Origin of the sequence: Bacillus clarus, assembly GCF_000746925.1 — a bacterium.
GTDB classification, from domain to species: domain Bacteria; phylum Bacillota; class Bacilli; order Bacillales; family Bacillaceae_G; genus Bacillus_A; species Bacillus_A clarus.
In genome coordinates, this window is the sequence record NZ_JMQC01000008.1 from 1,398,064 (window position 1) to 1,419,027 (window position 20,964).

17 protein-coding genes and 1 other annotated feature are annotated in these 20,964 nt (G+C 38.0%); of the genes, 3 read left to right on the forward strand and 14 right to left on the reverse strand.

Annotated elements, in window-relative coordinates; genetic code table 11:
- Positions 1-47: 47 nt before the first annotated feature.
- On the reverse strand, positions 48-2,693 hold the full coding sequence (locus DJ93_RS07980; protein WP_042980110.1) for a valine--tRNA ligase: 2,646 nt from the start codon (positions 2,691-2,693) through the stop codon (positions 48-50).
- A gap of 37 nt (positions 2,694-2,730) precedes the next feature.
- Positions 2,731-2,962, reverse strand: a binding site (T-box leader).
- A 245-nt stretch (positions 2,963-3,207) separates the two neighbouring features.
- Between DJ93_RS07980 and DJ93_RS30200 the strand changes: the two genes are divergently transcribed.
- Complete coding sequence (locus tag DJ93_RS30200; RefSeq protein WP_080743387.1) at positions 3,208-3,402, forward strand: hypothetical protein; 195 nt, start codon at positions 3,208-3,210, stop codon at positions 3,400-3,402.
- Between the two features lie 94 nt (positions 3,403-3,496).
- On the opposite strand, the gene ysxE is transcribed toward DJ93_RS30200, so the two are convergent.
- The 8 genes from ysxE to hemA all read right to left on the reverse strand — a co-directional run bounded on the left by ysxE (position 3,497) and on the right by hemA (position 11,890).
- Positions 3,497-4,522, reverse strand: a complete 1,026-nt coding sequence (gene ysxE / locus DJ93_RS07985; RefSeq protein WP_042980112.1) for a spore coat protein YsxE — start codon at positions 4,520-4,522, stop codon at positions 3,497-3,499.
- 68 nt (positions 4,523-4,590) lie between these two features.
- On the reverse strand, positions 4,591-5,580 hold the full coding sequence (spoVID, locus tag DJ93_RS07990; RefSeq protein WP_042980114.1) for a stage VI sporulation protein D: 990 nt from the start codon (positions 5,578-5,580) through the stop codon (positions 4,591-4,593).
- A gap of 110 nt (positions 5,581-5,690) precedes the next feature.
- Positions 5,691-6,980, reverse strand: coding sequence for a glutamate-1-semialdehyde 2,1-aminomutase (hemL, locus tag DJ93_RS07995; RefSeq protein WP_042980115.1), 1,290 nt, complete (start codon positions 6,978-6,980; stop codon positions 5,691-5,693).
- Positions 6,980-7,969: a porphobilinogen synthase gene (gene hemB, locus DJ93_RS08000; protein WP_042980116.1), complete on the reverse strand. Its 990-nt coding sequence runs from the start codon at positions 7,967-7,969 to the stop codon at positions 6,980-6,982. Before hemB ends, hemL begins: the two co-directional genes overlap by 1 nt.
- Before the next feature lie 29 nt (positions 7,970-7,998).
- Complete coding sequence (gene hemD, locus DJ93_RS08005) at positions 7,999-8,757, reverse strand: uroporphyrinogen-III synthase (RefSeq protein ID WP_042980117.1); 759 nt, start codon at positions 8,755-8,757, stop codon at positions 7,999-8,001.
- A gap of 2 nt (positions 8,758-8,759) precedes the next feature.
- Positions 8,760-9,689, reverse strand: coding sequence for a hydroxymethylbilane synthase (hemC, locus tag DJ93_RS08010; RefSeq protein WP_042980118.1), 930 nt, complete (start codon positions 9,687-9,689; stop codon positions 8,760-8,762).
- A gap of 15 nt (positions 9,690-9,704) precedes the next feature.
- Positions 9,705-10,538, reverse strand: coding sequence for a cytochrome c biogenesis protein (locus DJ93_RS08015; protein ID WP_042980119.1), 834 nt, complete (start codon positions 10,536-10,538; stop codon positions 9,705-9,707).
- Positions 10,539-10,555: 17 nt separating this feature from the next.
- Entirely contained in the window at positions 10,556-11,890 is a 1,335-nt protein-coding gene (hemA, locus tag DJ93_RS08020) for a glutamyl-tRNA reductase (protein WP_042980120.1), read from the reverse strand.
- Positions 11,891-12,309: 419 nt separating this feature from the next.
- Here hemA and DJ93_RS08025 point away from each other — a divergent pair, with 419 nt between their 5' ends.
- Positions 12,310-12,762, forward strand: a complete 453-nt coding sequence (locus DJ93_RS08025; protein WP_042980121.1) for a MarR family winged helix-turn-helix transcriptional regulator — start codon at positions 12,310-12,312, stop codon at positions 12,760-12,762.
- A gap of 2 nt (positions 12,763-12,764) precedes the next feature.
- Positions 12,765-13,181, forward strand: coding sequence for an organic hydroperoxide resistance protein (locus DJ93_RS08030; RefSeq protein ID WP_042980122.1), 417 nt, complete (start codon positions 12,765-12,767; stop codon positions 13,179-13,181).
- 34 nt (positions 13,182-13,215) lie between these two features.
- Here the strand turns inward: DJ93_RS08030 and ysxC are convergent, their stop codons facing one another.
- From ysxC to tig, 5 genes are all read right to left on the reverse strand, one after another.
- Positions 13,216-13,812 (reverse strand): ribosome biogenesis GTP-binding protein YsxC, encoded by a 597-nt coding sequence (gene ysxC / locus DJ93_RS08035; RefSeq protein WP_042980123.1) that lies wholly within the window; start codon positions 13,810-13,812, stop codon positions 13,216-13,218.
- Entirely contained in the window at positions 13,809-16,139 is a 2,331-nt protein-coding gene (gene lon, locus DJ93_RS08040) for an endopeptidase La (protein ID WP_042980124.1), read from the reverse strand. Before lon ends, ysxC begins: the two co-directional genes overlap by 4 nt.
- A gap of 228 nt (positions 16,140-16,367) precedes the next feature.
- The gene (gene lonB / locus DJ93_RS08045; protein WP_042980125.1) at positions 16,368-18,038 is read right to left on the reverse strand and encodes an ATP-dependent protease LonB; all 1,671 of its coding nucleotides are present in this window, start codon (positions 18,036-18,038) and stop codon (positions 16,368-16,370) included.
- Between the two features lie 106 nt (positions 18,039-18,144).
- On the reverse strand, positions 18,145-19,404 hold the full coding sequence (gene clpX / locus DJ93_RS08050; RefSeq protein ID WP_042980127.1) for an ATP-dependent protease ATP-binding subunit ClpX: 1,260 nt from the start codon (positions 19,402-19,404) through the stop codon (positions 18,145-18,147).
- Between the two features lie 269 nt (positions 19,405-19,673).
- Positions 19,674-20,957, reverse strand: a complete 1,284-nt coding sequence (gene tig, locus DJ93_RS08055; RefSeq protein ID WP_042980129.1) for a trigger factor — start codon at positions 20,955-20,957, stop codon at positions 19,674-19,676.
- Positions 20,958-20,964: the final 7 nt, after the last annotated feature.

Below are 20,964 nucleotides of genomic sequence, written 5' to 3' on the forward strand. Positions count from 1 at the left end.
GAAAAGAAAAGAGACTCACCAATATAGTGAGTCTCTGAAAAATATTTTTATTTTTGAAGATCAGCTAGACGTTGGCGAACCGCTTCGCGTTTTTCTAGATAATCTTGCTCTTTTGCACGCTCTCCTTCAATGACTGCTGCAGGAGCTTTTGCTACGAATCCTTGGTTTGCAAGTTTCTTCTGTACACGTTCTACTTCTTTATCAAACTTCTCAAGTTCTTTTTCAAGGCGCGCTTTCTCTTCATCAAGATTGATAAGATCTGCTAACGGTAAGAATAGCTCTGCACCCGATACGATTGCAGTCATCGCTTTTTCTGGTGCTTGTAAATCAGTCTTAATTGTTAACTCACTCGGATTACAGAAACGCTCAATGTAAGAGCTGTTTTTCGTAAGTTGAGCAAGTACGGCTTCGTCTTTTGCTTTAATTTGCATTTGAACTTTTTTGCTCATTGGCGTATTTACTTCCGCACGGATGTTGCGAACAGAGCGAATGATATCAACTAGAAGGTGCATTTCTGCAGCCGCTTCTGTATCTTGTAAATCTTCGCGAACTGTCGGCCATGCAGCTACTGTAATAGATTCGCCTTCATGCGGTAAGTGTTGCCAAATTTTCTCTGTTACGAATGGCATGAATGGGTGTAGTAAACGCATCGTTTGATCTAGTACGTATGCTAGAATGGAACGAGTTGTTTTCTTAGCTGCTTCATCTTCACCGTATAATGGAAGTTTCGCCATTTCAATGTACCAATCACAGAAATCATCCCAAATGAAATTGTATAATGAACGGCCAGCTTCACCGAACTCATATTTATCCATGTTACGTGTTACACTTTCAATCGTTTCATTTAAGCGTGTTAAAATCCACTTATCTGCAACTGATTTTTCACCAGTTAAATCAATATCTTCGTATTTCATGTCATCCATGTTCATTAATACGAAACGGGATGCATTCCAAATTTTATTAATGAAGTTCCAAGTAGATTCTACTTTCTCCATGCTGAAGCGTAAATCTTGTCCTGGTGCACTTCCTGTTGATAAGAAGAAACGCATTGCATCCGCACCATACTTCTCGATAACATCCATTGGGTCAATACCGTTACCAAGTGATTTACTCATTTTGCGTCCTTGCTCATCTCGAACTAAACCATGAATTAGTACATCTTTAAATGGACGCTCTCCTGTAAACTCTAAACCTTGGAAAATCATACGAGATACCCAGAAGAAGATGATATCATAACCAGTTACTAAAGCATCTGTTGAATAGAACTTTTTAAAGTCTGCTGCATCTTCATTTGGCCAGCCAAGTGTTGAGAATGGCCATAACGCTGAGCTAAACCATGTATCAAGTACGTCATTATCTTGATTCCAGTTTTCAATGTCCGCTGGCGCTTCAGTACCTACGTATACTTCACCAGTTTCTTTATGATACCAAGCTGGAATGCGGTGTCCCCACCATAATTGACGAGAAATACACCAGTCGTGAATGTTTTCCATCCAGCGTAAGTATGTGTTTTCAAAACGCTCTGGTACGAACGTTACTTTTTCTTCTTCTTTTTGTTGAAGCTCTACTGCTTTTTCTGCAAGTGGAGCCATTTTTACGAACCATTGTGTTGATAAATAAGGCTCAACAACTGCACCGCTACGCTCACTATGACCTACTGAATGCATATGAGGCTCGATTTCTACTAATACGCCAGCTTCTTGTAAGTCTTTCACTAATTCTTTACGGCATTCGAAACGATCCATTCCGTTATACTTACCAGCTTTTTCGTTCATCGTTCCATCTTCGTTCATTACTAAAATGCGAGGTAAGTCATGACGGTTACCTACTTCAAAGTCATTCGGATCGTGAGCCGGTGTAATTTTCACAACACCTGTTCCGAAATCTTTCTCTACGTACTCGTCAGCAATAATCGGAATCTCACGGCCTACGATTGGCAGTGTAACTGTTTTTCCGATTAAATGCTTGTAACGATCATCTTCTGGATGAACTGCTACTGCTGTATCACCAAGCATTGTTTCTGGACGAGTTGTCGCAAGACGAATATGACCAGAACCGTCTGTTAACGGATAATTCATATGGTAGAATGCACCTTGAACTTCTTTATGAATTACTTCAATATCAGAAAGAGCTGTGCGTGTTGCTGGATCCCAGTTAATAATATACTCACCGCGGTAAATTAAGCCTTTTTCGTATAATTGAACGAATACTTTATTAACCGCATCAGATAAACCTTTATCTAATGTAAAACGCTCACGTGTATAATCTAATCCTAAACCAACTTTTCCCCATTGCTGACGAATGTGAGAAGCATACTCTTCTTTCCATTCCCATGCTTTTTCAAGGAATTTCTCACGGCCAAGATCGTAACGTGAAACACCTTCTTCACGAAGCTTCCCTTCTACTTTCGCTTGTGTTGCGATACCAGCATGGTCCATTCCTGGAAGCCATAATACATCGTAACCTTGCATACGCTTTGTACGTGTTAAAATATCTTGAAGAGTTGTATCCCAAGCATGACCTAAGTGCAACTTACCAGTTACGTTTGGAGGTGGAATTACAATTGTATACGGTTGTTTCTTCTCATCTCCTGTTGCTTCAAAATATTTGCCTTCAAGCCACCATTTATAACGGCCTTCTTCAACGGACATATGATCATATTTAGTTGGTAAATTCTTTTCCGTATTTGACATTATTTTCCCTCCTTAAAATAAAAAATGCCCCTCATCCAAAAAGGACGAGGGACATCGCGGTACCACCTTTATTTACAAACAAATTCAGGATTTGCTTATACTCTTAATTTGATAACGGACAAATCCGTCTTTTCCTAATAAGAATGACTCCGTTCAGAAAAGATGCTCCAGGGCTACCTTCTAACATGACTATCTAGAGAATCTCTCAGCTACTAATTCTCCTCTCTGAAGACGTTTAATGTTATACTCTTCCCCTTCAATGCATTTATATGATTGTTATTTATTATATACAATAGTGTAAAAAACGAAACCACATTCGTCAAGATAAAAATAATTTTCATCTTATACTTCTAATCATTGTATTCTATTTCTTATTCATCATCAGCTTCTCCAACATTTCAATACGATATGCAAGAAAGCAGGGAATTACAGCACAAGCACCATGGGTACTTATCCCGCATATTGTATAAAAAATGGATGCATGGCGAGCGCTTCCTAATACGGAGGAATGATTATGCGACGATATCGACGCACCTACAACTTTTCTGCTCCCTCATGGGTAAGAAATTTACAAACGATGTTTTCTGATTTTGCAATTCCACTTACTATTTTCCAAGGAATCCGTACTTTACTATTTCCAACCTTTTTAGATTTCATCATCCTTCTCATCTTTGTTGTAGCAACAATCCGCTTACATGTCCAGCCGTAGACTCATAACTTGAGACTACGGCTTTTCTCTCATTATTTTACTGCTAATGAATAAGTATAAAGAAGATAAGTAGGACATCACCTACTTATCTTCTTTATCCGTTCCCTTGCTGGGCAGCTTGTAATTGCGAAAGGAAATATTCTATATTGCTGACGAGCCAATGAGATTGCTGCAAGCTTTTCACGCCGCGGAGTTCATTCTCTTCATTGCGACTTTCCTTTTTCCTTGTATAAGATTGAATTTGACGAATAAACGGAGACGGATATGTCAAATAAGCAAACATAAGGAGTTGTTCTTCTTTCGTAAACGGAAAATTCTTTTGATACATTTGATACCATTCAAAACGATCGCTGCGCGTAATTGGATATGTGTTCAAAGATCGTGAATAAAAACCAACAATATCTTGCACTGGTGTAGCAAACTGCGATTTTTCTAAACTAATAAAATACCCGTTCCGTTCATAATCAAATAAAAAATGATTGAGCGATACATTTCCATGAACGAAAGAAATGCGTGTTTTTTCTTTTTCTTTCATTGCATCATGCCACTCATTCAATTGTTTCGCCGCAAAATCACGTGCCCGCATCACATGATGAAAATACGTACAATATTGTAATTCAAAAGGAGACATATACCACTTCGTCTCAGATTCCACAAGAAATTCCTCTAGCATTTCTCCATCTTTTTCCCAGCGATCAGATATATTTGTATAATGATTTTCTAAATCTTCTTCTGTATAAGTCTCCTCCTTTACCGTCTTCTGATGTAATGTTCCTAACGTCTGAAACATTTTATGATATTGATCATTATCCTCGCCATTTCCTTCCGCACGCTCTAACCAAGGCATTAAATAATAACTATACGTCCCATCACTCAAAACATAATTTCCGTCCGTCGCATGATAGATAGGTACGTAATTCGAAAAACCTTTTTCTTTTAAATATTGAATGTGATGTAAAAAATTATTCCGCTCTAATCTTTTATCGGGTAGTTTCTTTAATGCATACGGACCTTGATTCGTATAAATCTTCATTACACTTCCGTGTTCTTCCATATGCTGGGCATCCAATCGGTATTGTCTCACAATGGGTTCATAGCGATTTCGTAATTCTATATCCATACGAATGACCCCTTCTTATTCAAAACATAGCAGCTAGGAAAAGAAAAGAGGTGAGTGAAAGAACTCACTCACTTTGCTTTTGCTCTTGAAACCGGGATATATATAATTTGCCCTGTTGTTAAATATATATCTTCTGTTTGATTAACACGATACAAATGCTGTACAGACGTTTCATAACGTTCTGCAACTGATTCAATTGTATCCCCTTCTTGTACGAAGTACATTCTTAATTTCGTAAATTCTTCTTCAGGTTCTTTTGTAAATAATTTCGTTAAATATAGTGCGTTTTCATCTCGCTGCGAGTACGATTCTTCCTCTTGTTCTTCTTGTTTTTTTGCTTTTTCCTTCTTGAAATCTTTCCGTCCAAACAACTCAAACTGAGGTGTAACTTCGTGTTCTTGTTGTTCTTCTCGCGCAACACTTTCGTACTCTTCTATTTCCTCTTCTTCTGGCTCTTGCTCTTTCCGTTCCTCTAGCTGAAACGGTTCAAACGCATAATCTTCCCATCCATCATTTTCTTTATAAACGGGTTCTTCTTCATATGATACAGGTTCTTTTTCATCAGGTGCAGCTGTGATTTCTTCCCTTTCTACTTCAGCATACGCCAATTCTTCCTCTTCATCCTCTATTCTTTCTTCATCACATAAGCCTGAAATCGATATATCAGCTAATAGTTGTAAACAGCCGTTTTCTTTCAGTTCATAATCAAACTCCTCAATTGATACATACAATTCCTCAATTAACTTCACTCGATTTCTCGGAATCGATATTTCGAGTGGAAAGGAATGAACAAGTTCGTTTACCCCATCTTCTCTCGTCTCTACATAATCAATTGATTTCGCTGGAGATAGGTCTCTTAACGAATATGCAGAATCATCTTGCCTCGCAACATATTCTCCCGTTAAATCTAATTGCCCTCTCACAATTACTTCATGATCAAGCTCTTCTATCTCAACGTCTGGGTCTAACGAAATTGACAAAAGTTCTTCGACTTCCTGTCCTTTTTGGAACCAAACCGATTCTTTTAACGAAAAACGTAATGAATGATCTGTCGCCACTTCTTTTCCCCCTCCCAAACTGTATGTCATTACAGGTTTATGTGTATGAAAGCGACTTTATGAATAAAAAAAATCGCTCCCCTTATGGAGAGCGATTTTCCCTAAAGAAATTATGCTTTTAATTTAGATATTGCAATTTCTGCTGCTGCAATCGTCGCTTCAATATCTGCATCACTATGTGCTGTCGATAAGAATAAACCTTCAAATTGAGAAGGTGGTAAAAATACACCTTGTTCTACCATTTCACGGTAGTAAGCCGCAAAGAATTCTAGGTTTGAAGATTTCGCTACATCGTAATTAATAACTGGCTCATCTGTGAAGAAAATACCAATCATAGAGCCTGCACGATTAATATGGTGCGGGATACCATGTTTTTCAGCAGCTTTACGCAGTCCAGCCTCTAACATTTCTGCTTTACGCTCAAACTCTTCATAGCATTCTGGTGTTAATTGCACTAACGTTTCATAACCTGCTGCCATTGCAAGTGGGTTACCTGATAATGTTCCTGCTTGATAAATCGGTCCACTCGGTGCAACTTGACGCATAATTTCCGCTTTACCACCATATGCACCTACCGGTAAACCACCACCGATTACTTTTCCTAGACAAGTTAAATCAGGTGTTACACCGTAATAGCCTTGTCCACAATTGTAAGCAACGCGGAAGCCTGTCATTACTTCATCAAAAATAAGCAGTGCACCATTTTGCTCTGTCACTTCGCGAAGTCCTTCTAAAAATCCTGGTTGTGGTGGAACAACACCCATATTTCCTGCTACTGGTTCTACAATTACACAAGCAATATCATCACCGAATTGTTCAAAAGCATATTTCACGCTTTCTAAATCGTTATAAGCTACTGTAATCGTATTTTTCGCTACACCTTCTGGTACGCCAGGGCTATCTGGTAAACCTAGTGTCGCCACACCAGAACCAGCTTTAATTAATAATGAATCACCATGTCCGTGGTAACAACCGATAAATTTTAAAATTTTATTACGCCCTGTATAACCACGCGCTAAACGCAAGGCACTCATCGTCGCCTCTGTTCCAGAGTTAACCATACGCACAATCTCAATCGATGGTACACGCTCAATAACAAGCTGTGCTAATTTATTTTCAATTTCTGTTGGCGCACCAAAGCTTGTGCCTTTTTCAGCAACAGCTTTTAACGCTTCAACAACACGATCATTCGCATGACCATGAATTAAAGGTCCCCATGATAATACGTAATCGATGTACTCATTTCCATCGATATCATATACTTTAGAGCCCTTTCCTCGCTCCATAAACAACGGATTCATACCAACAGACTTAAAAGCACGAACAGGACTATTTACGCCTCCAGGCATTAAATTTTGTGCCTCTTCAAATGCTGCGATTGATTTATCAAACTTTTTCATTATTGTGCGCCCCCTTCTTGTAACCATTTCGCTGCGTCTTTCGCATGGTACGTAATAATTAAATCTGCTCCCGCACGCTTCATGCTTAATAATTTTTCAAGTACAACTTCTTTTTCATTAATCCAGCCGTTTTGTGCTGCAGCCTTAATCATAGAATATTCTCCACTCACGTTATAAGCAACAACTGGTAAGTTAAAGTTATTTTTCATGTCGCGAACGATATCTAAGTAAGAAAGAGCTGGTTTTACAATTAAGAAGTCCGCCCCTTCCATTACATCTGATTCTGCTTCACGGAATGCTTCCATACGGTTCGCTGGGTCCATTTGATATGTTTTACGATCACCAAACTGTGGTGCGCCGTGTGCTGCATCACGGAACGGTCCGTAAAATGCTGATGAATATTTCACAGCGTACGACATAACTGGTACGTGCGCAAAACCATTCTCATCTAACGCATGACGAATTGCTGTTACAAATCCGTCCATCATGTTAGATGGTGCAATAATATCCGCTCCTGCTTTCGCTTGACTTACAGCTGTTTTTGCAAGAACTTCAAGAGACTCGTCATTTAAAATAACGCCATCTTCAATAACACCGCAATGCCCATGACTTGTATATTGGCATAAACATGTATCTGCAACTACTACTAACTGAGGGAACGCTTCTTTAATTTGTTTAATTGCACGTTGTACAATGCCATGTTCACAATATGCCGAAGACCCAACTTCATCCTTTTCAGCAGGCAAACCAAATACAATAACAGAACGAATACCTAAATCAACAACTTCTTGCATTTCAGCTTGCAATAAATCTAAGGAGATTTGATATACATCTGGCATAGAAGGGACCTCGTTACGAACATTTTCTCCTTCTAATACAAAAATAGGGTAAATAAAATCTTCTGTATGTAAAAATGTTTCACGTACAAGCGCACGCATGCCTCCGCTTTGTCTTAAACGACGATGACGGTTAAATTGTAAAGAATTCATAGATTTCTATCCCCATTCTTTTATTTTGATTATGCATGTAAAATAGATTCACAAATGCACTGTATTAACGATTCCACTGTATATTTCTCTGGCACAATAACATTAGGAAAATGGCATCTTGCTTCTTTTTCCGTGATCGGCCCTATACAAGCAATTGTACATTTTTTTGTCCATTCTCTCCAGTTTGTACCCTCGAGCAAATGAATGAAGCTGACAACTGTAGAAGGACTCGTAAATGTAATAATATTTACTTCCCCTAACTTCAACGCCGCTATAAGCTCCTCTTTTTTCTCAACATTTATTTTCGTATTATATACGATGAGCTCATCTAAAAGCACACCAAGCTCCTGAAGTCTTACTGGGATTACGTCTCTTGCTAAGTTCCCTTTCGGAAATAAAATGCGCTCTTTGCCACTTAATTCTTTTACAAACTCTTCTGCAAACGTTTCGGCAACAAATGATGTTGGAACAAAGTGAACTTGATAGCCTCTCTTTTCTAACTCCATTTTCGTTTTCACGCCTACGGCAGCGATGTGAACAGTTGATGGTATTCTCTTTCGTAAACTATCTAAAAAAAAGCTTACACCATTTTTACTCGTAAAAATAACCCAGTCATACATATGCAGTTGCCCAGCTATACGTTGAATCTTTTCCTGGGACATAGCTTCCATACGCAAAAGCGGAATTTCCAATGGAATTCCGCTCTTTTTTTTCACTGCTACACTCATTTGCCTCGCTTGATGCTGTGCTCGTGTAATCAATACTGTTTTACCAGCAAGAGCATCCATATTTATTGTTGCTCCTTATTTGCAGCAAGAATGAGCTCTTTTGCACCTTGTTTAATTAAACGATCAGCAGCTTCTAGTCCAACTTGTTCCGAATCAGTTCCTATTACTGTCTCCTTTAATAGAATGGAACCGTCCATAGAACCAACAAGAGCTGTTAACTCAATTTCTTCATTTTCTTGAAGCGTTGCATATCCAGCGATTGGAACTTGGCATCCACCTTCAAGTTTATGAAGGAATACTCGTTCAGCTGCCACTGTTCGCTCTGTTACTGCATCATTCATATGTGATAACAACTCTAATAAATCTTTGTCATCTTCACGGCATTCAATTGCTAATGCACCTTGTCCTACAGCTGGCACACATAATGTTTCATCTAAATGTTCTGTAATGACATCATTATCCCATCCCATTCTTTGCAAACCAGCTGTTGCTAAAATGATTGCGTCGTAGTCTTCTTCTTTTAACTTACATAATCGCGTGTCGATATTTCCACGAATCCATTTTACTTGTAAGTCAGGTCTAACTGCTAATAGTTGTGCGCTACGTCTTAAACTACTCGTCCCCAGAATTGCACCTTCAGCTAATTCTTCAAATGATTCCCCATTTTTAGAAATGAACGCATCACGAGGATCCACACGTTTCGGTATACAACCAATCGTTAATCCATCCGGAAGTACAGCTGGCATATCTTTCATACTATGTACAGCCATATCAATCTCTTTCGTAAGTAATGCATGCTCGATTTCTTTTACAAATAAGCCTTTTCCGCCCACTTTTGAAAGAGTGACATCTAAAATAACGTCACCTTTTGTGACAATTTCTTTCACTTCAAATTCATATGGTAAGCCGAGCGTTTTTAACTGATCAATAAACCAATTTGTTTGTGTTAATGCTAACTTACTCTTTCGTGAACCTACAATAATTTTGCGCATAATTTTCTCTCCTCATTATAAATACCAAAAGTGGAAGTTGGATAAACTGCTTAATAGAAAAATGTTTACTAGCATGACTAGAAACGCACCAATGTTCCACTGCACAATCTTTTTTCCTTGTAATAAATCTGACGCTCGTAAATATAAGCCCACACAATATACAAATAAAACGACAAAAGACCCAATTACTTTCGTGTCATACCAATGGAAATTATCTAGTTTCGTATACCCCCATATACACCCAAGTAAAATAGCTAATAAAAAAAATGGAACGGAAAATAAATTTAATCCGTAAGACATAGATTCAAGCTTCGGTAAATTCCCTAACCTTCTTAATCTTGCATTCCACTTTTTCTTTTTTAACAATCGATATTGTAGCAAGTACATAACAGAAAATATAAACGATACAGTAAACGCTGCGTAAGAAATAATCGCCATACCAACATGCACATACACGAGCTCCGAAACCAATTGCTCAGCAAGTACTGGCGACATCTTTCCAAGCGGAGTAAAAATAGAAAAAGCGCTTACGCCAAAAGCAACGACATTTGTAAAAAAGACTAAAAAGTCAATACGCATAAATCGATTGATTACTAATGACATCGTAATTAATAACCATACATAAAAATAAATTCCCGACAATAAAGTTAATATGGGATTCGTTTCTGATTCCGTAGCCCTTATTAGCATAAAAACAGACTGCAACACCCATACAATTGAAAGTAACCAAAAAGCAAATCGGTTCGCCTTTCGGTTACTTTGGAAATAATCTATAAAATATAAACTAATGCTACAAGCATATAAAATAATTGCGATATGGTAAATAATACTATTATTTAAAAAACTCATCCGATCATCCTTCCAATTTATAAAGATGGAACGGATGGTGTCCACACTCTTTTATGTTCTAATTCTTCCGTATCTCCCGCGGCTTCTTCTACTTCTAAATCAAAAATTTTCGCGAATAAAGCAAGTTTTTCTGCCGCTCCATCTTCAGCAGCTAATTCCTTGGCTACTAAAATTGGGTCTTTTAATAATTGATTAATAATACTTTTCGTATGCTTACTAATTACTTTCTTCTCACGATCACTAAGTGTTGGGATTTTCCGTTCAAGACTTTGCATCGTATCACTTTGAATGGCAAGTGCCTTATCACGAAGAGCTGATATTAATGGAACAACACCAAGCGTACTTAACCACGTTTTAAATAGAACGATTTCCTCTTCAATCATAAATTGAATTTTCGCTGCTTCTTTTAAACGCTCAGCAAGGTTCGCTTCCACTACACCTTGCAAATCATCAATGTCATATAAGAAAGAACCTTCTAACTCATCAATCGCTGGATCGATATCACGTGGTACTGCAATATCAACCATAAATAAAGGACGACCACAGCGCATCTTTTCTACCTTTGTCATCATCTCTTTCGTAATAACATACTCAGATGCACCAGTTGAACTAATTAAAATATCTGCTTCTAATAATGCACATTGCAATTCACTTAGAGGCTTCGCATGTCCCATATATTTCTCAGCCATTGTTTCTGCTTTCGTAAGCGTTCTATTCATGACTGTAACTTTACGAGCGCCACTTCCGTATAAGTTTTGCAATGCGAGTTCGCCCATTTTACCAGCACCAAGAATTAATACGCGGCAATCTGTTAAATCTCCGAAAATTTTCTTTCCGAGCTCCACCGCAGCATAACTAACAGACATCGCATTTTCACCAATTGTTGTTTCAGAATGCGCACGCTTTGCTAACGTAATCACTTGCTTAAACAATTCATTAAAAATCGTGCCCGTCGCTTTTACTTGTTGTGCTTCTAAAAAACTATCTTTAATTTGACCTAAAATTTGTGTTTCTCCGACAACCATGGAATCTAATCCGCACGTTACACGGAATAAATGATCAATTGCGCCATCTTGCTCAAAAATAGACAAATATGGTGCAACTTCTTCTATCTGGAGCTGAAACCAATCAGCTAAAAATTTCTTAATGTAATACCGTCCCGTGTGTAATTGATCGACGACAGCATAAATCTCCGTGCGATTGCACGTTGATACAATGACATTTTCTAGCACGCTCTTTTGGCTTTGTAATGTTGTCATTGCCTGCTCTAACTCTGCTGCCTGAAATGTGAGTTTCTCACGAAATTCTACAGGGGCTGTTCGATAATTTACACTAACAACAAGAATATGCACGCAGCATGTCCCCCTTCACCCGTTTTATCACTTTATCTACTATCATAATACAACTTTCCTTTTATGAATCTTACAATCGTGTGAACAACAAATTATTTTTTTATTTATTCTCCATATGTAGGGTAGGAGATTCAGTAAACCTTATGAAATAATTCTCTACTTTATAATGATTATAAAATAATAACTCTCTTTGTACGTTACCAAAAAAAGTCCTCATAATCAAGTGATGGAAACTATTCCATATGAATTATACCATTATCTTTTCTATCTTCTTTCATCATGAAGGAAAATATGTATGATTGTTCCAAAATGTAGCTGATTCTTTCTCAATGCAATGTGTTTGACATTGTATTTCTTTTCCGTTATATTGATTTTACAAAATTAAATTGTGTACAATCAAATATAGAAAGGAGATGCTCATGAAAGACAATCCTTTACATCTAGATAATCAGCTCTGTTTCTCTATTTACGCTTGCTCGAGAGAGGTCACTCGTTTTTATCGACCTCACTTAGAGGAGATGGGCATTACTTATCCTCAGTACATTACGTTATTGGTGCTATGGGAGCAAGATGGTCTAACTGTAAAAGAAATCGGAGAACGCCTATTTTTAGATTCCGGCACTTTAACTCCTATGTTAAAACGGATGGAATCATTACAACTTGTAAAACGTGTTCGTTCACAAGAAGACGAACGGAAAGTTTGTATTAAATTAACAGAACAAGGATACGATTTAAAAGAAAAGGCTTGTTCATTACCAAATACGATGGCCACAAATTTAGGAATTACAGAACAAGAATATCGATCCTTATTAATTCAGTTAAATAAATTAATTGAAACAATGAAAACAATTAATGATAGAAAAGGGGAATAAACATGGATAAATTATATACTGCATCAGTAACTGCCACAGGTGGAAGAAACGGAAAAGTAGTTTCAGAAGATGGGATATTAAACCTTGATGTAAAAATGCCAAAAGCACTAGGTGGTGCAGGTGGAGAGGCAACAAATCCTGAGCAACTATTTGCCGCTGGTTATGCCGCTTGTTTTGATAGTGCATTACAACTTGTCATTCGTACAAAACGTGTGAAAGTGGAAAGTACAGAAGTAACTGCTCACGTTTCTATCGGAAAGGATACAGATGGTGGTTTCGGACTATCTGCTGTACTTGATGTACATGTCGCTGGCGTTTCTCATACCGAAGCACAAGAACTTGTAGCAGCCGCTCACGGTGTGTGTCCGTACTCTAAAGCAACACGAGGGAATATTGAAGTAACATTAAACGTACGCTAAAAGTGTATATAAAGAAAAAAACGCGCGACATTCGTCACGCGTTTTTTGTTTTTGTAAATTTATGAATTGCTTTCCACGCCTCTTCTTTTCCAAGTCCTGTTTCAGAAGAGAATAGAACGATTTCATCGCCAATTTCAACAGCAAGCGTTTCTCTTACAACTTTTAAATGCTTTTGCCATTTCCCTTTCGGAATTTTATCGGCTTTCGTCGCAATAATAATTGTTGGGATTTCATAATGCTTTAAGAAATCATACATCATCACATCATCGCTTGTTGGTTGGTGACGTAAATCAACTACTAATACAGCGGCGTCTAATTGCTCACGTGTTGTAAAGTACGTTTCAATCATTCTGCCCCATGCTGCGCGCTCCGTTTTAGATACTTTCGCATATCCATAACCTGGAACGTCAACAAAATGCATCATTTCATTGATTAAGAAAAAGTTCAGCGTTTGCGTTTTTCCTGGTTTAGAAGAAATACGTACTAACTTTTTACGATTTAAAATTTTATTAATAAAGGAAGACTTTCCAACATTAGAACGACCTGCTAATGCAATTTCTGGTAAATCACTGTCTGGATATTGTTCTGGTTTAACAGCACTAATTACAATATCTGCTTTTGTTACTTTCATTGTTTCACTCCTACTAATGCGTGCTCCAATACTTCGTCTAAATGAGATGCAAGCACAAACGTAAGGTTTTCTTTTACGCTTTCTGGAATATCATCTAAATCTTTCTCGTTCTCTGCTGGCAAAATAATTTTTGTTAAGCCTGCACGGTGAGCACTTAATGTTTTTTCTTTCAAACCACCGATTGGTAATACGCGACCACGAAGTGTAATTTCACCCGTCATTCCTACTTCTTTACTAACAGGTATACCTGTTAATGCAGAAATAAGCGCTGTTGCCATCGTAATACCTGCTGATGGTCCATCTTTTGGAACCGCTCCTTCTGGAACGTGAATATGGATATCATTCTTTTCATGGAAATTCGGATCAATATGAAGCTCTTCAGCACGAGAACGAATATAGCTAAAAGCTGCTTGCGCGGACTCTTTCATAACATCCCCAAGTTTTCCTGTTAAAATCAATTTCCCTTTACCTGGCGATACCGACACTTCAATTGCAAGTGTATCACCACCAGCTGCTGTATATGCTAATCCTGTCGCCATGCCGACTTGGTCTGTCTTTTCAGCTTGCCCATAACGGAATATGTGCTTACCAAGTAAATCAACAATATTCTTATCAGTTACTACAACACGCTTACGTTCTGCTGTAACGATAATTTTTGCTGCTTTACGGCAAACCTTTGCAATTTGACGCTCTAACGTACGAACACCAGCCTCACGCGTATAATAACGAATAATTTCAAGAAGCGCTTCATCACGCACTTGCAAGTTACCTTTTCGTAAGCCGTGCTCTTTTAATTGCTTCGGTAACAAATGCTCACGAGCAATATGCACCTTTTCAAGTTCTGTATACCCAGCAATCGAAATGATTTCCATACGATCAAGTAATGGGCCTGGAATACTTGAAAGTGTATTAGCAGTTGCTACAAACATAACTTTCGATAAATCATATGGTTCTTCAATGTAATGATCACTGAAGTTATGGTTTTGTTCTGGATCTAACACTTCAAGTAATGCCGCCGATGGATCACCACGGAAATCATTAGACATTTTATCAATCTCATCTAATAAAAAGACTGGATTGATCGTTTTTGCCTTTTTCATCCCTTGAATGATTCGACCCGGCATTGCTCCAACGTATGTACGACGATGACCACGAATTTCAGATTCATCACGAACACCACCAAGAGAAACACGTACAAAATTACGATTTAACGATGTTGCAATAGAACGCGCTAAAGAAGTTTTCCCGACCCCAGGCGGTCCTACTAGACAAAGAATTGGTCCTTTTAATGAATTCGTTAACTTCTGTACAGCTAAATATTCAAGTACACGCTCTTTCACTTTTTCAAGACCGTAATGATCTTTATTTAAAATTTCTTCTGAATGAGCGAGGTCAATCATATCCTCTGTTGCTTCTGTCCACGGAAGTGCTAATAGCCAATCAATATAATTGCGAATTACACCGCTCTCTGCAGAGCTTGCTGGTAACTTTTCATAACGATCTAGTTCTTTCAGCGCAGCCTTCGTTGTTTCTTCAGGCATTCCTGCTTGTTCAATTTTCTCACGAAGCTCTTCCACTTCGCCGCCCTTACCTTCTTTATCCCCAAGTTCTGTTTGAATTGCCTTCATTTGCTCACGTAAGAAATATTCTTTTTGCGTGCGCTCCATTGAACGTTTCACTTTTTGTCCAATTTTCTTTTCTAAGCTAAGTAACTCTTGTTCATCTTGAATAATAGAAATGAGTGTATGTAATCTTTCTTTTACAGATACAATCTCTAAAATTTCCTGCTTTTGTTTCGTTTTAATTGGTAAATGAGAAGCAATTAAATCAGCTAGTCTACCTGGTTCTTCTACATCAGCTACTGTTGCAAATGTTTCGTTTGAAATTTTTTTCGAAACTTTAATGTATTGTTCGAAATGCTCCAGTAACGTGCGCATAAGAGCCTTTTCTTCTAGATCATCCTCTTCTTGCTCAGTTACCGTTCGAATAGAAACTTGTACTACGTTTTCTTCTTCGATAAAATCTACTACTTCTGCTCTATGTAAACCTTCTACAAGGACACGAAGCGTACCGTTCGGCAATTTTAACATTTGCTTCACTTTCGCCACTGTACCTACACTATATATGTCATCTTCTTTCGGATCATCGATATTCATTTCTTTTTGCATCGCTAAAAAGATGATATTTTCATCCATTGCTGCTTGTTCTAGTGCTTGTATCGATTTATCACGTCCTACATCAAGATGCAGAACCATCGTTGGATATACGAGAACGCCTCTTAATGGTAGGAGGGGCAAGATTCTTTCGTTCGTATTCATACTAGACATAGCACCTCCATTATAAATTAAACTCCTGTTCAACTATTTTATATTACAATACACCTAGATGCAATTGCAGAGATTCTTCGCACCTGTAAATCCCCCCTTTTTTCTTCTTAAATAAAAGAAAAAAGGACTTCGTTTAAGCATACAAACTTAAACGAAGTCTGGCAAATGTTATTATATTCTATTTCAGACTTGCTACGTGAAAATCAAAGCTGAAATTCTCCCTCAATTTCACATTGATTGCGCATCATTTCCATCTAACTTACGATGCACATCAATCTCACGCTGTATATTCTCCTGCACAAATGTTAATTCAAACACTTCTTTCAGTTTACGTACAGGAATGATTTCAATCCCCTTAATTGTATACAAAAATGGTTGCATGTTTTCAGCAGGAATAAGGACTTTTTTAGCCCCAGCTTTTTTCGCAGCTTTCACCTTTGCATATACACCACCAACTGGCTTTACTTCTCCATGAATGCTTATTTCACCCGTCATCGCTATTTCATTATTTACATAAGTACGATGTATAGCTGAATACACACCTGTTGCCATCGCAATTCCCGCTGAAGGACCATCAATTGGAATACCTCCTGGGAAATTGATATGTAAATCATAGCCCTCCGGTAATAAATCTAAGGAGCGAAGTACAGTTAACACATTATCAACAGAACCTTTCGCCATACTTTTGCGACGAATTGATTTTGTTTGACTTCCAATACTTTCTTCTTCTACAATTCCAGTAACATTTACTGACCCTTTATCTTTAGCAGGGATAGCCGTTACTTCTATTTCTAATAATGCACCTGTATTTGGCCCGTATACAGCAAGCCCGTTTACAAGACCAATTCTCGGAATCGGATAAATACGCTTTTCGTACTTTGGCGTAAGTTGACTAGAATGGACAACCCATTCAATATCCTCATCTTTAATGAAAGAACGTCCTTCATTAATTGCCATACCAGCGGAAATTTGCACAAGGTTAATGGCTTCTCGGCCATTTCTTGCATACATGCCAATTATTTCAATACCTTGATTACCAATCTCCATTTGTACTTTTTCAGCTGCGTTCTTCGCTACTCTTTGAATTTCTTCAGTATCTAACTCACGGAAGAAAACCTCTAAACAACGCGATCGAATTGCAGGAGGAATTTCTTCTGGAGAACGCGTCGTCGCTCCAACTAAACGAAAATCTGCTGGTAAGCCTTTTTGAAAAATATCATGTATGTATGTCGGAATCATGGAATTCTCTTCACTATAGTAAGCACTTTCCAAAAATACTTTTCGATCTTCTAGCACTTTTAACATTTTATTCATTTGAATCGGATGCAGCTCACCAATTTCATCAATAAACAAAACGCCACCATGCGCATCTGTTACAGCACCTTTTTTCGGTTGCGGAATTCCCGCTTGTCCCATCGCACCTGCCCCTTGATATATCGGATCATGTACCGAACCAATTAAAGGGTCTGCAATACCACGCTCATCGAAGCGAGCGGTTGTGGCATCAAGTTCAATAAACGTTGCGTTAACACGGAATGGAGATTTCGGATTTCTCTTCGCTTCTTCTAATACAAGACGCGCTGCCGCTGTCTTCCCGACACCTGGAGGGCCATATATAATGACATGCTGCGGATTCGGACCACAAAGCGCTGCCTTTAACGACTTAATCCCATCCTCCTGGCCTACAATGTCTAAAAAGGATGTAGGGCGTACCTTTTCTGCAAGCGGCTCTGTCAAAGAGATTTCACGCATTTTACGAAGTTGCTCCAATTCTTTTTTTGATTCTCGATCGATTGAAACTTTTTGTGTTCGCTGGTTTCGGAGCAAATGCCAGAAATATAATCCGACAATGACACCAAAAACAAGTTGAACAAGTAGAAATATATTTGTCCAGCTCATAATTCATTTCCTCCCGCTATGTTTTACCATTTAGTATTTCCGCGGAGGAAAGGTGCTAAACATAAAGAAAAACAGCAATTATAAAAATTGCTGTTTCTCTTTTGCATTATGCAGATGTTTTTGTATCAAGTACAGTACCGTCTTGCAACACCAATTTTGGCGGTGCATCATCCGCTACTGCTTCTTTTGTAAGAATACACTTCTCGATATCTTTGCGAGATGGAAGTTCGAACATTACTTCAAGCATTAAGCCTTCAATGATAGAACGAAGTCCACGAGCACCTGTTTTACGTTCAATCGCTTTTTTCGCAATTTCAATCAATGCGCCTTCTTCAAACTCCAACTCAACATCGTCAAGCTCCAATAATTTTTGGAATTGCTTAACAAGTGCATTTTTCGGTTTCGTTAAAATATCAACAAGAGCATCTTCATCAAGTGGTTCTAGGTTTGCAATAACTGGAAGACGACCGATAAACTCTGGAATTAAACCAAATCTTAAAAGATCTTCTGGTAGTACGTGAGATAAAACATGCTTCTCATTTACGTCAGCATTTTTCTTCTCTGAACCAAATCCAATTACTTTTTCACCAAGGCGACGTTTAATAATTGGCTCGATGCCATCAAACGCTCCACCACAAATGAATAAGATGTTCGTTGTATCAATTTGAATAAACTCTTGATGAGGATGTTTACGACCACCTTGAGGTGGAACGCTCGCTACAGTACCTTCTAAAATTTTCAGAAGTGCCTGCTGTACACCTTCACCAGATACATCACGTGTAATTGATGGATTTTCTGACTTACGTGCTACTTTATCAATCTCATCAATATAAATGATTCCTTTTTCCGCTTTCTCTACATCGTAATCAGCTGCTTGAATTAGCTTTAGTAAGATGTTTTCTACATCTTCCCCAACATATCCAGCTTCTGTTAAAGATGTTGCATCCGCGATTGCAAATGGAACATTTAAAATACGCGCTAACGTTTGTGCCAATAGTGTTTTACCACTACCTGTCGGCCCGATAAGTGCGATATTACTCTTCGCCAATTCTACATCATCAATTTTGCTGTTAGAATTGATGCGTTTGTAATGGTTATATACCGCTACCGCTAGTGCTTTCTTCGCATTATCTTGTCCAATGACATACTCATCTAAGATTTCACGAATTTCTACCGGTTTCGGTACATCTTTGAATTCTACTTCTTCGTCTTTCGCAAGCTCCTCTTGTACAATTTCAGTACAAAGCTCGATACACTCATCACAAATGTAAACACCTGGACCAGCAACTAGCTTTCGAACTTGCGTTTGTGTTTTACCACAGAAAGAACATTTCAATTGCCCTTTTTCATCATTAAATTTAAACATATTTTCACACCCCTTACAAAGTGCTAATATCTTGCCTTCGTATGTACACGATAAATGTATCGTATGTAAATACATATTATGTCACTACGTGGCTAGAAATACAAATAATATGACTAGTTATGTACAAATAAAAAGTTTTTAAAACTTTTGAAATATGTATATTCGACTTTTAAAGGATCTTTTCCTTCTTCATCGAAAAAGTTTTATAAATATATTTATATCTATATTTATAAAACAAGGCACGATTAAAATCGTGCCTTGTTATTTTATTATGCAGCTTTGCTGTTGTCTACTAAGAAGTCTACAGCTTTACGAACTTTAAGATCTTCAGCTAGAGCTTCTGTGCTTCCAAGAGCTTGCTTGATAGCGTCTACTGGCATACCGTACATTTCAGCCATTTTTTCAACTTCTGCAGTTACTTCTTCTTCAGTAACTTCGATGTTTTCAGCTTCAATGATAGCTTCAAGAACAAGATTGATTCTTACACGTTTTTGTGCATCTTCTTTCATTTGCTCTTTTAATTTGTCAGCATCAGTACCTGTGAATTGGTAGTAAAGCTCAAGGTTCATACCTTGTTGGCTTAAACGTTGCTCGAATTCACGAACCATACGATCTAACTCAGTGTCGATCATAGCTTCTGGAATTTCGATTTCAGCGTTAGCAGCAGCTAATTCTACTACTTCGTCACGTACTTTGTGCTCAGCTTCGTGCTTTTTGCCTTCTTCTAAGTTTGTGCGAAGTTTTGTTTTTAATTCATCAAGAGTTGCAACTTCTTCGTCAGCATCTTTAGCAAACTCGTCGTTTAACTCAGGAAGTTCTTTTGATTTAATTTCATGAACTGTTACTTTGAATGTTGCTGGTTTGCCAGCTAATTCAGCAGCATGGTACTCTTCTGGGAATGATACTTCAACGTCTTTAGACTCACCAGCTTTAAGACCAATGATTTGCTCTTCGAAACCTGGGATGAATGTACCAGAACCGATTGCTAGAGAGTAGTTTTCGCCTTTTCCGCCTTCAAATGCTTCGCCATCAACGAAACCTTCGAAGTCGATTACAGCTGTATCGCCGTTTTCAGCAGTGCCTTCTTCTTTAACAACTAATTCAGCTTGACGCTCTTGTAAAGCTTTTAATTCGTTCTCTACATCTTCGTCAGTTACAGTTGTTTCAACTTTTTCTACTGCTAAGCCTTTGTATTCACCTAATTTTACTTCAGGTTTTACTGTAACTTTTGCAGTGAAGATAAGATTAGCATTTTTTTCAAATTTCTCGATGTCGATTTCAGGATGAGCAACTGGGAAGATACCAGTTGCATCAATTGCTTCACCGTATGCTTTTGGTAAAATGATATCTAAAGCATCTTGGTATAAAGATTCAACACCAAAGCGTTGTTCGAATAACGGACGAGGCATTTTTCCTTTACGGAAACCTGGTACGTTAATTGTTTTCACTACTTTTTTGAACGCAGCGTCAATAGAGTTGTTTACTTCTTTAGCATCAACTTCGATTGTTAAAACGCCAACGTTACCTTCTAATTTTTCCCATTTTGCAGCCATTTATTCT

Bases quoted from the DNA above. Each gene is read 5' to 3' on its own strand.
- DJ93_RS07980 (WP_042980110.1), bottom strand. From the start codon at position 2,693: ATGTCAAATACGGAAAAGAATTTACCAACTAAATATGATCATATGTCC.
- DJ93_RS30200 (WP_080743387.1), top strand. From the start codon at position 3,208: ATGCGACGATATCGACGCACCTACAACTTTTCTGCTCCCTCATGGGTA.
- ysxE (WP_042980112.1), bottom strand. From the start codon at position 4,522: ATGGATATAGAATTACGAAATCGCTATGAACCCATTGTGAGACAATAC.
- hemL (WP_042980115.1), bottom strand. From the start codon at position 6,980: ATGAAAAAGTTTGATAAATCAATCGCAGCATTTGAAGAGGCACAAAAT.
- hemB (WP_042980116.1), bottom strand. From the start codon at position 7,969: ATGAATTCTTTACAATTTAACCGTCATCGTCGTTTAAGACAAAGCGGA.
- hemD (WP_042980117.1), bottom strand. From the start codon at position 8,757: ATGGATGCTCTTGCTGGTAAAACAGTATTGATTACACGAGCACAGCAT.
- hemC (WP_042980118.1), bottom strand. From the start codon at position 9,689: ATGCGCAAAATTATTGTAGGTTCACGAAAGAGTAAGTTAGCATTAACA.
- DJ93_RS08015 (WP_042980119.1), bottom strand. From the start codon at position 10,538: ATGAGTTTTTTAAATAATAGTATTATTTACCATATCGCAATTATTTTA.
- DJ93_RS08025 (WP_042980121.1), top strand. From the start codon at position 12,310: ATGAAAGACAATCCTTTACATCTAGATAATCAGCTCTGTTTCTCTATT.
- DJ93_RS08030 (WP_042980122.1), top strand. From the start codon at position 12,765: ATGGATAAATTATATACTGCATCAGTAACTGCCACAGGTGGAAGAAAC.
- ysxC (WP_042980123.1), bottom strand. From the start codon at position 13,812: ATGAAAGTAACAAAAGCAGATATTGTAATTAGTGCTGTTAAACCAGAA.
- lon (WP_042980124.1), bottom strand. From the start codon at position 16,139: ATGTCTAGTATGAATACGAACGAAAGAATCTTGCCCCTCCTACCATTA.
- lonB (WP_042980125.1), bottom strand. From the start codon at position 18,038: ATGAGCTGGACAAATATATTTCTACTTGTTCAACTTGTTTTTGGTGTC.
- clpX (WP_042980127.1), bottom strand. From the start codon at position 19,404: ATGTTTAAATTTAATGATGAAAAAGGGCAATTGAAATGTTCTTTCTGT.
- tig (WP_042980129.1), bottom strand. From the start codon at position 20,957: ATGGCTGCAAAATGGGAAAAATTAGAAGGTAACGTTGGCGTTTTAACA.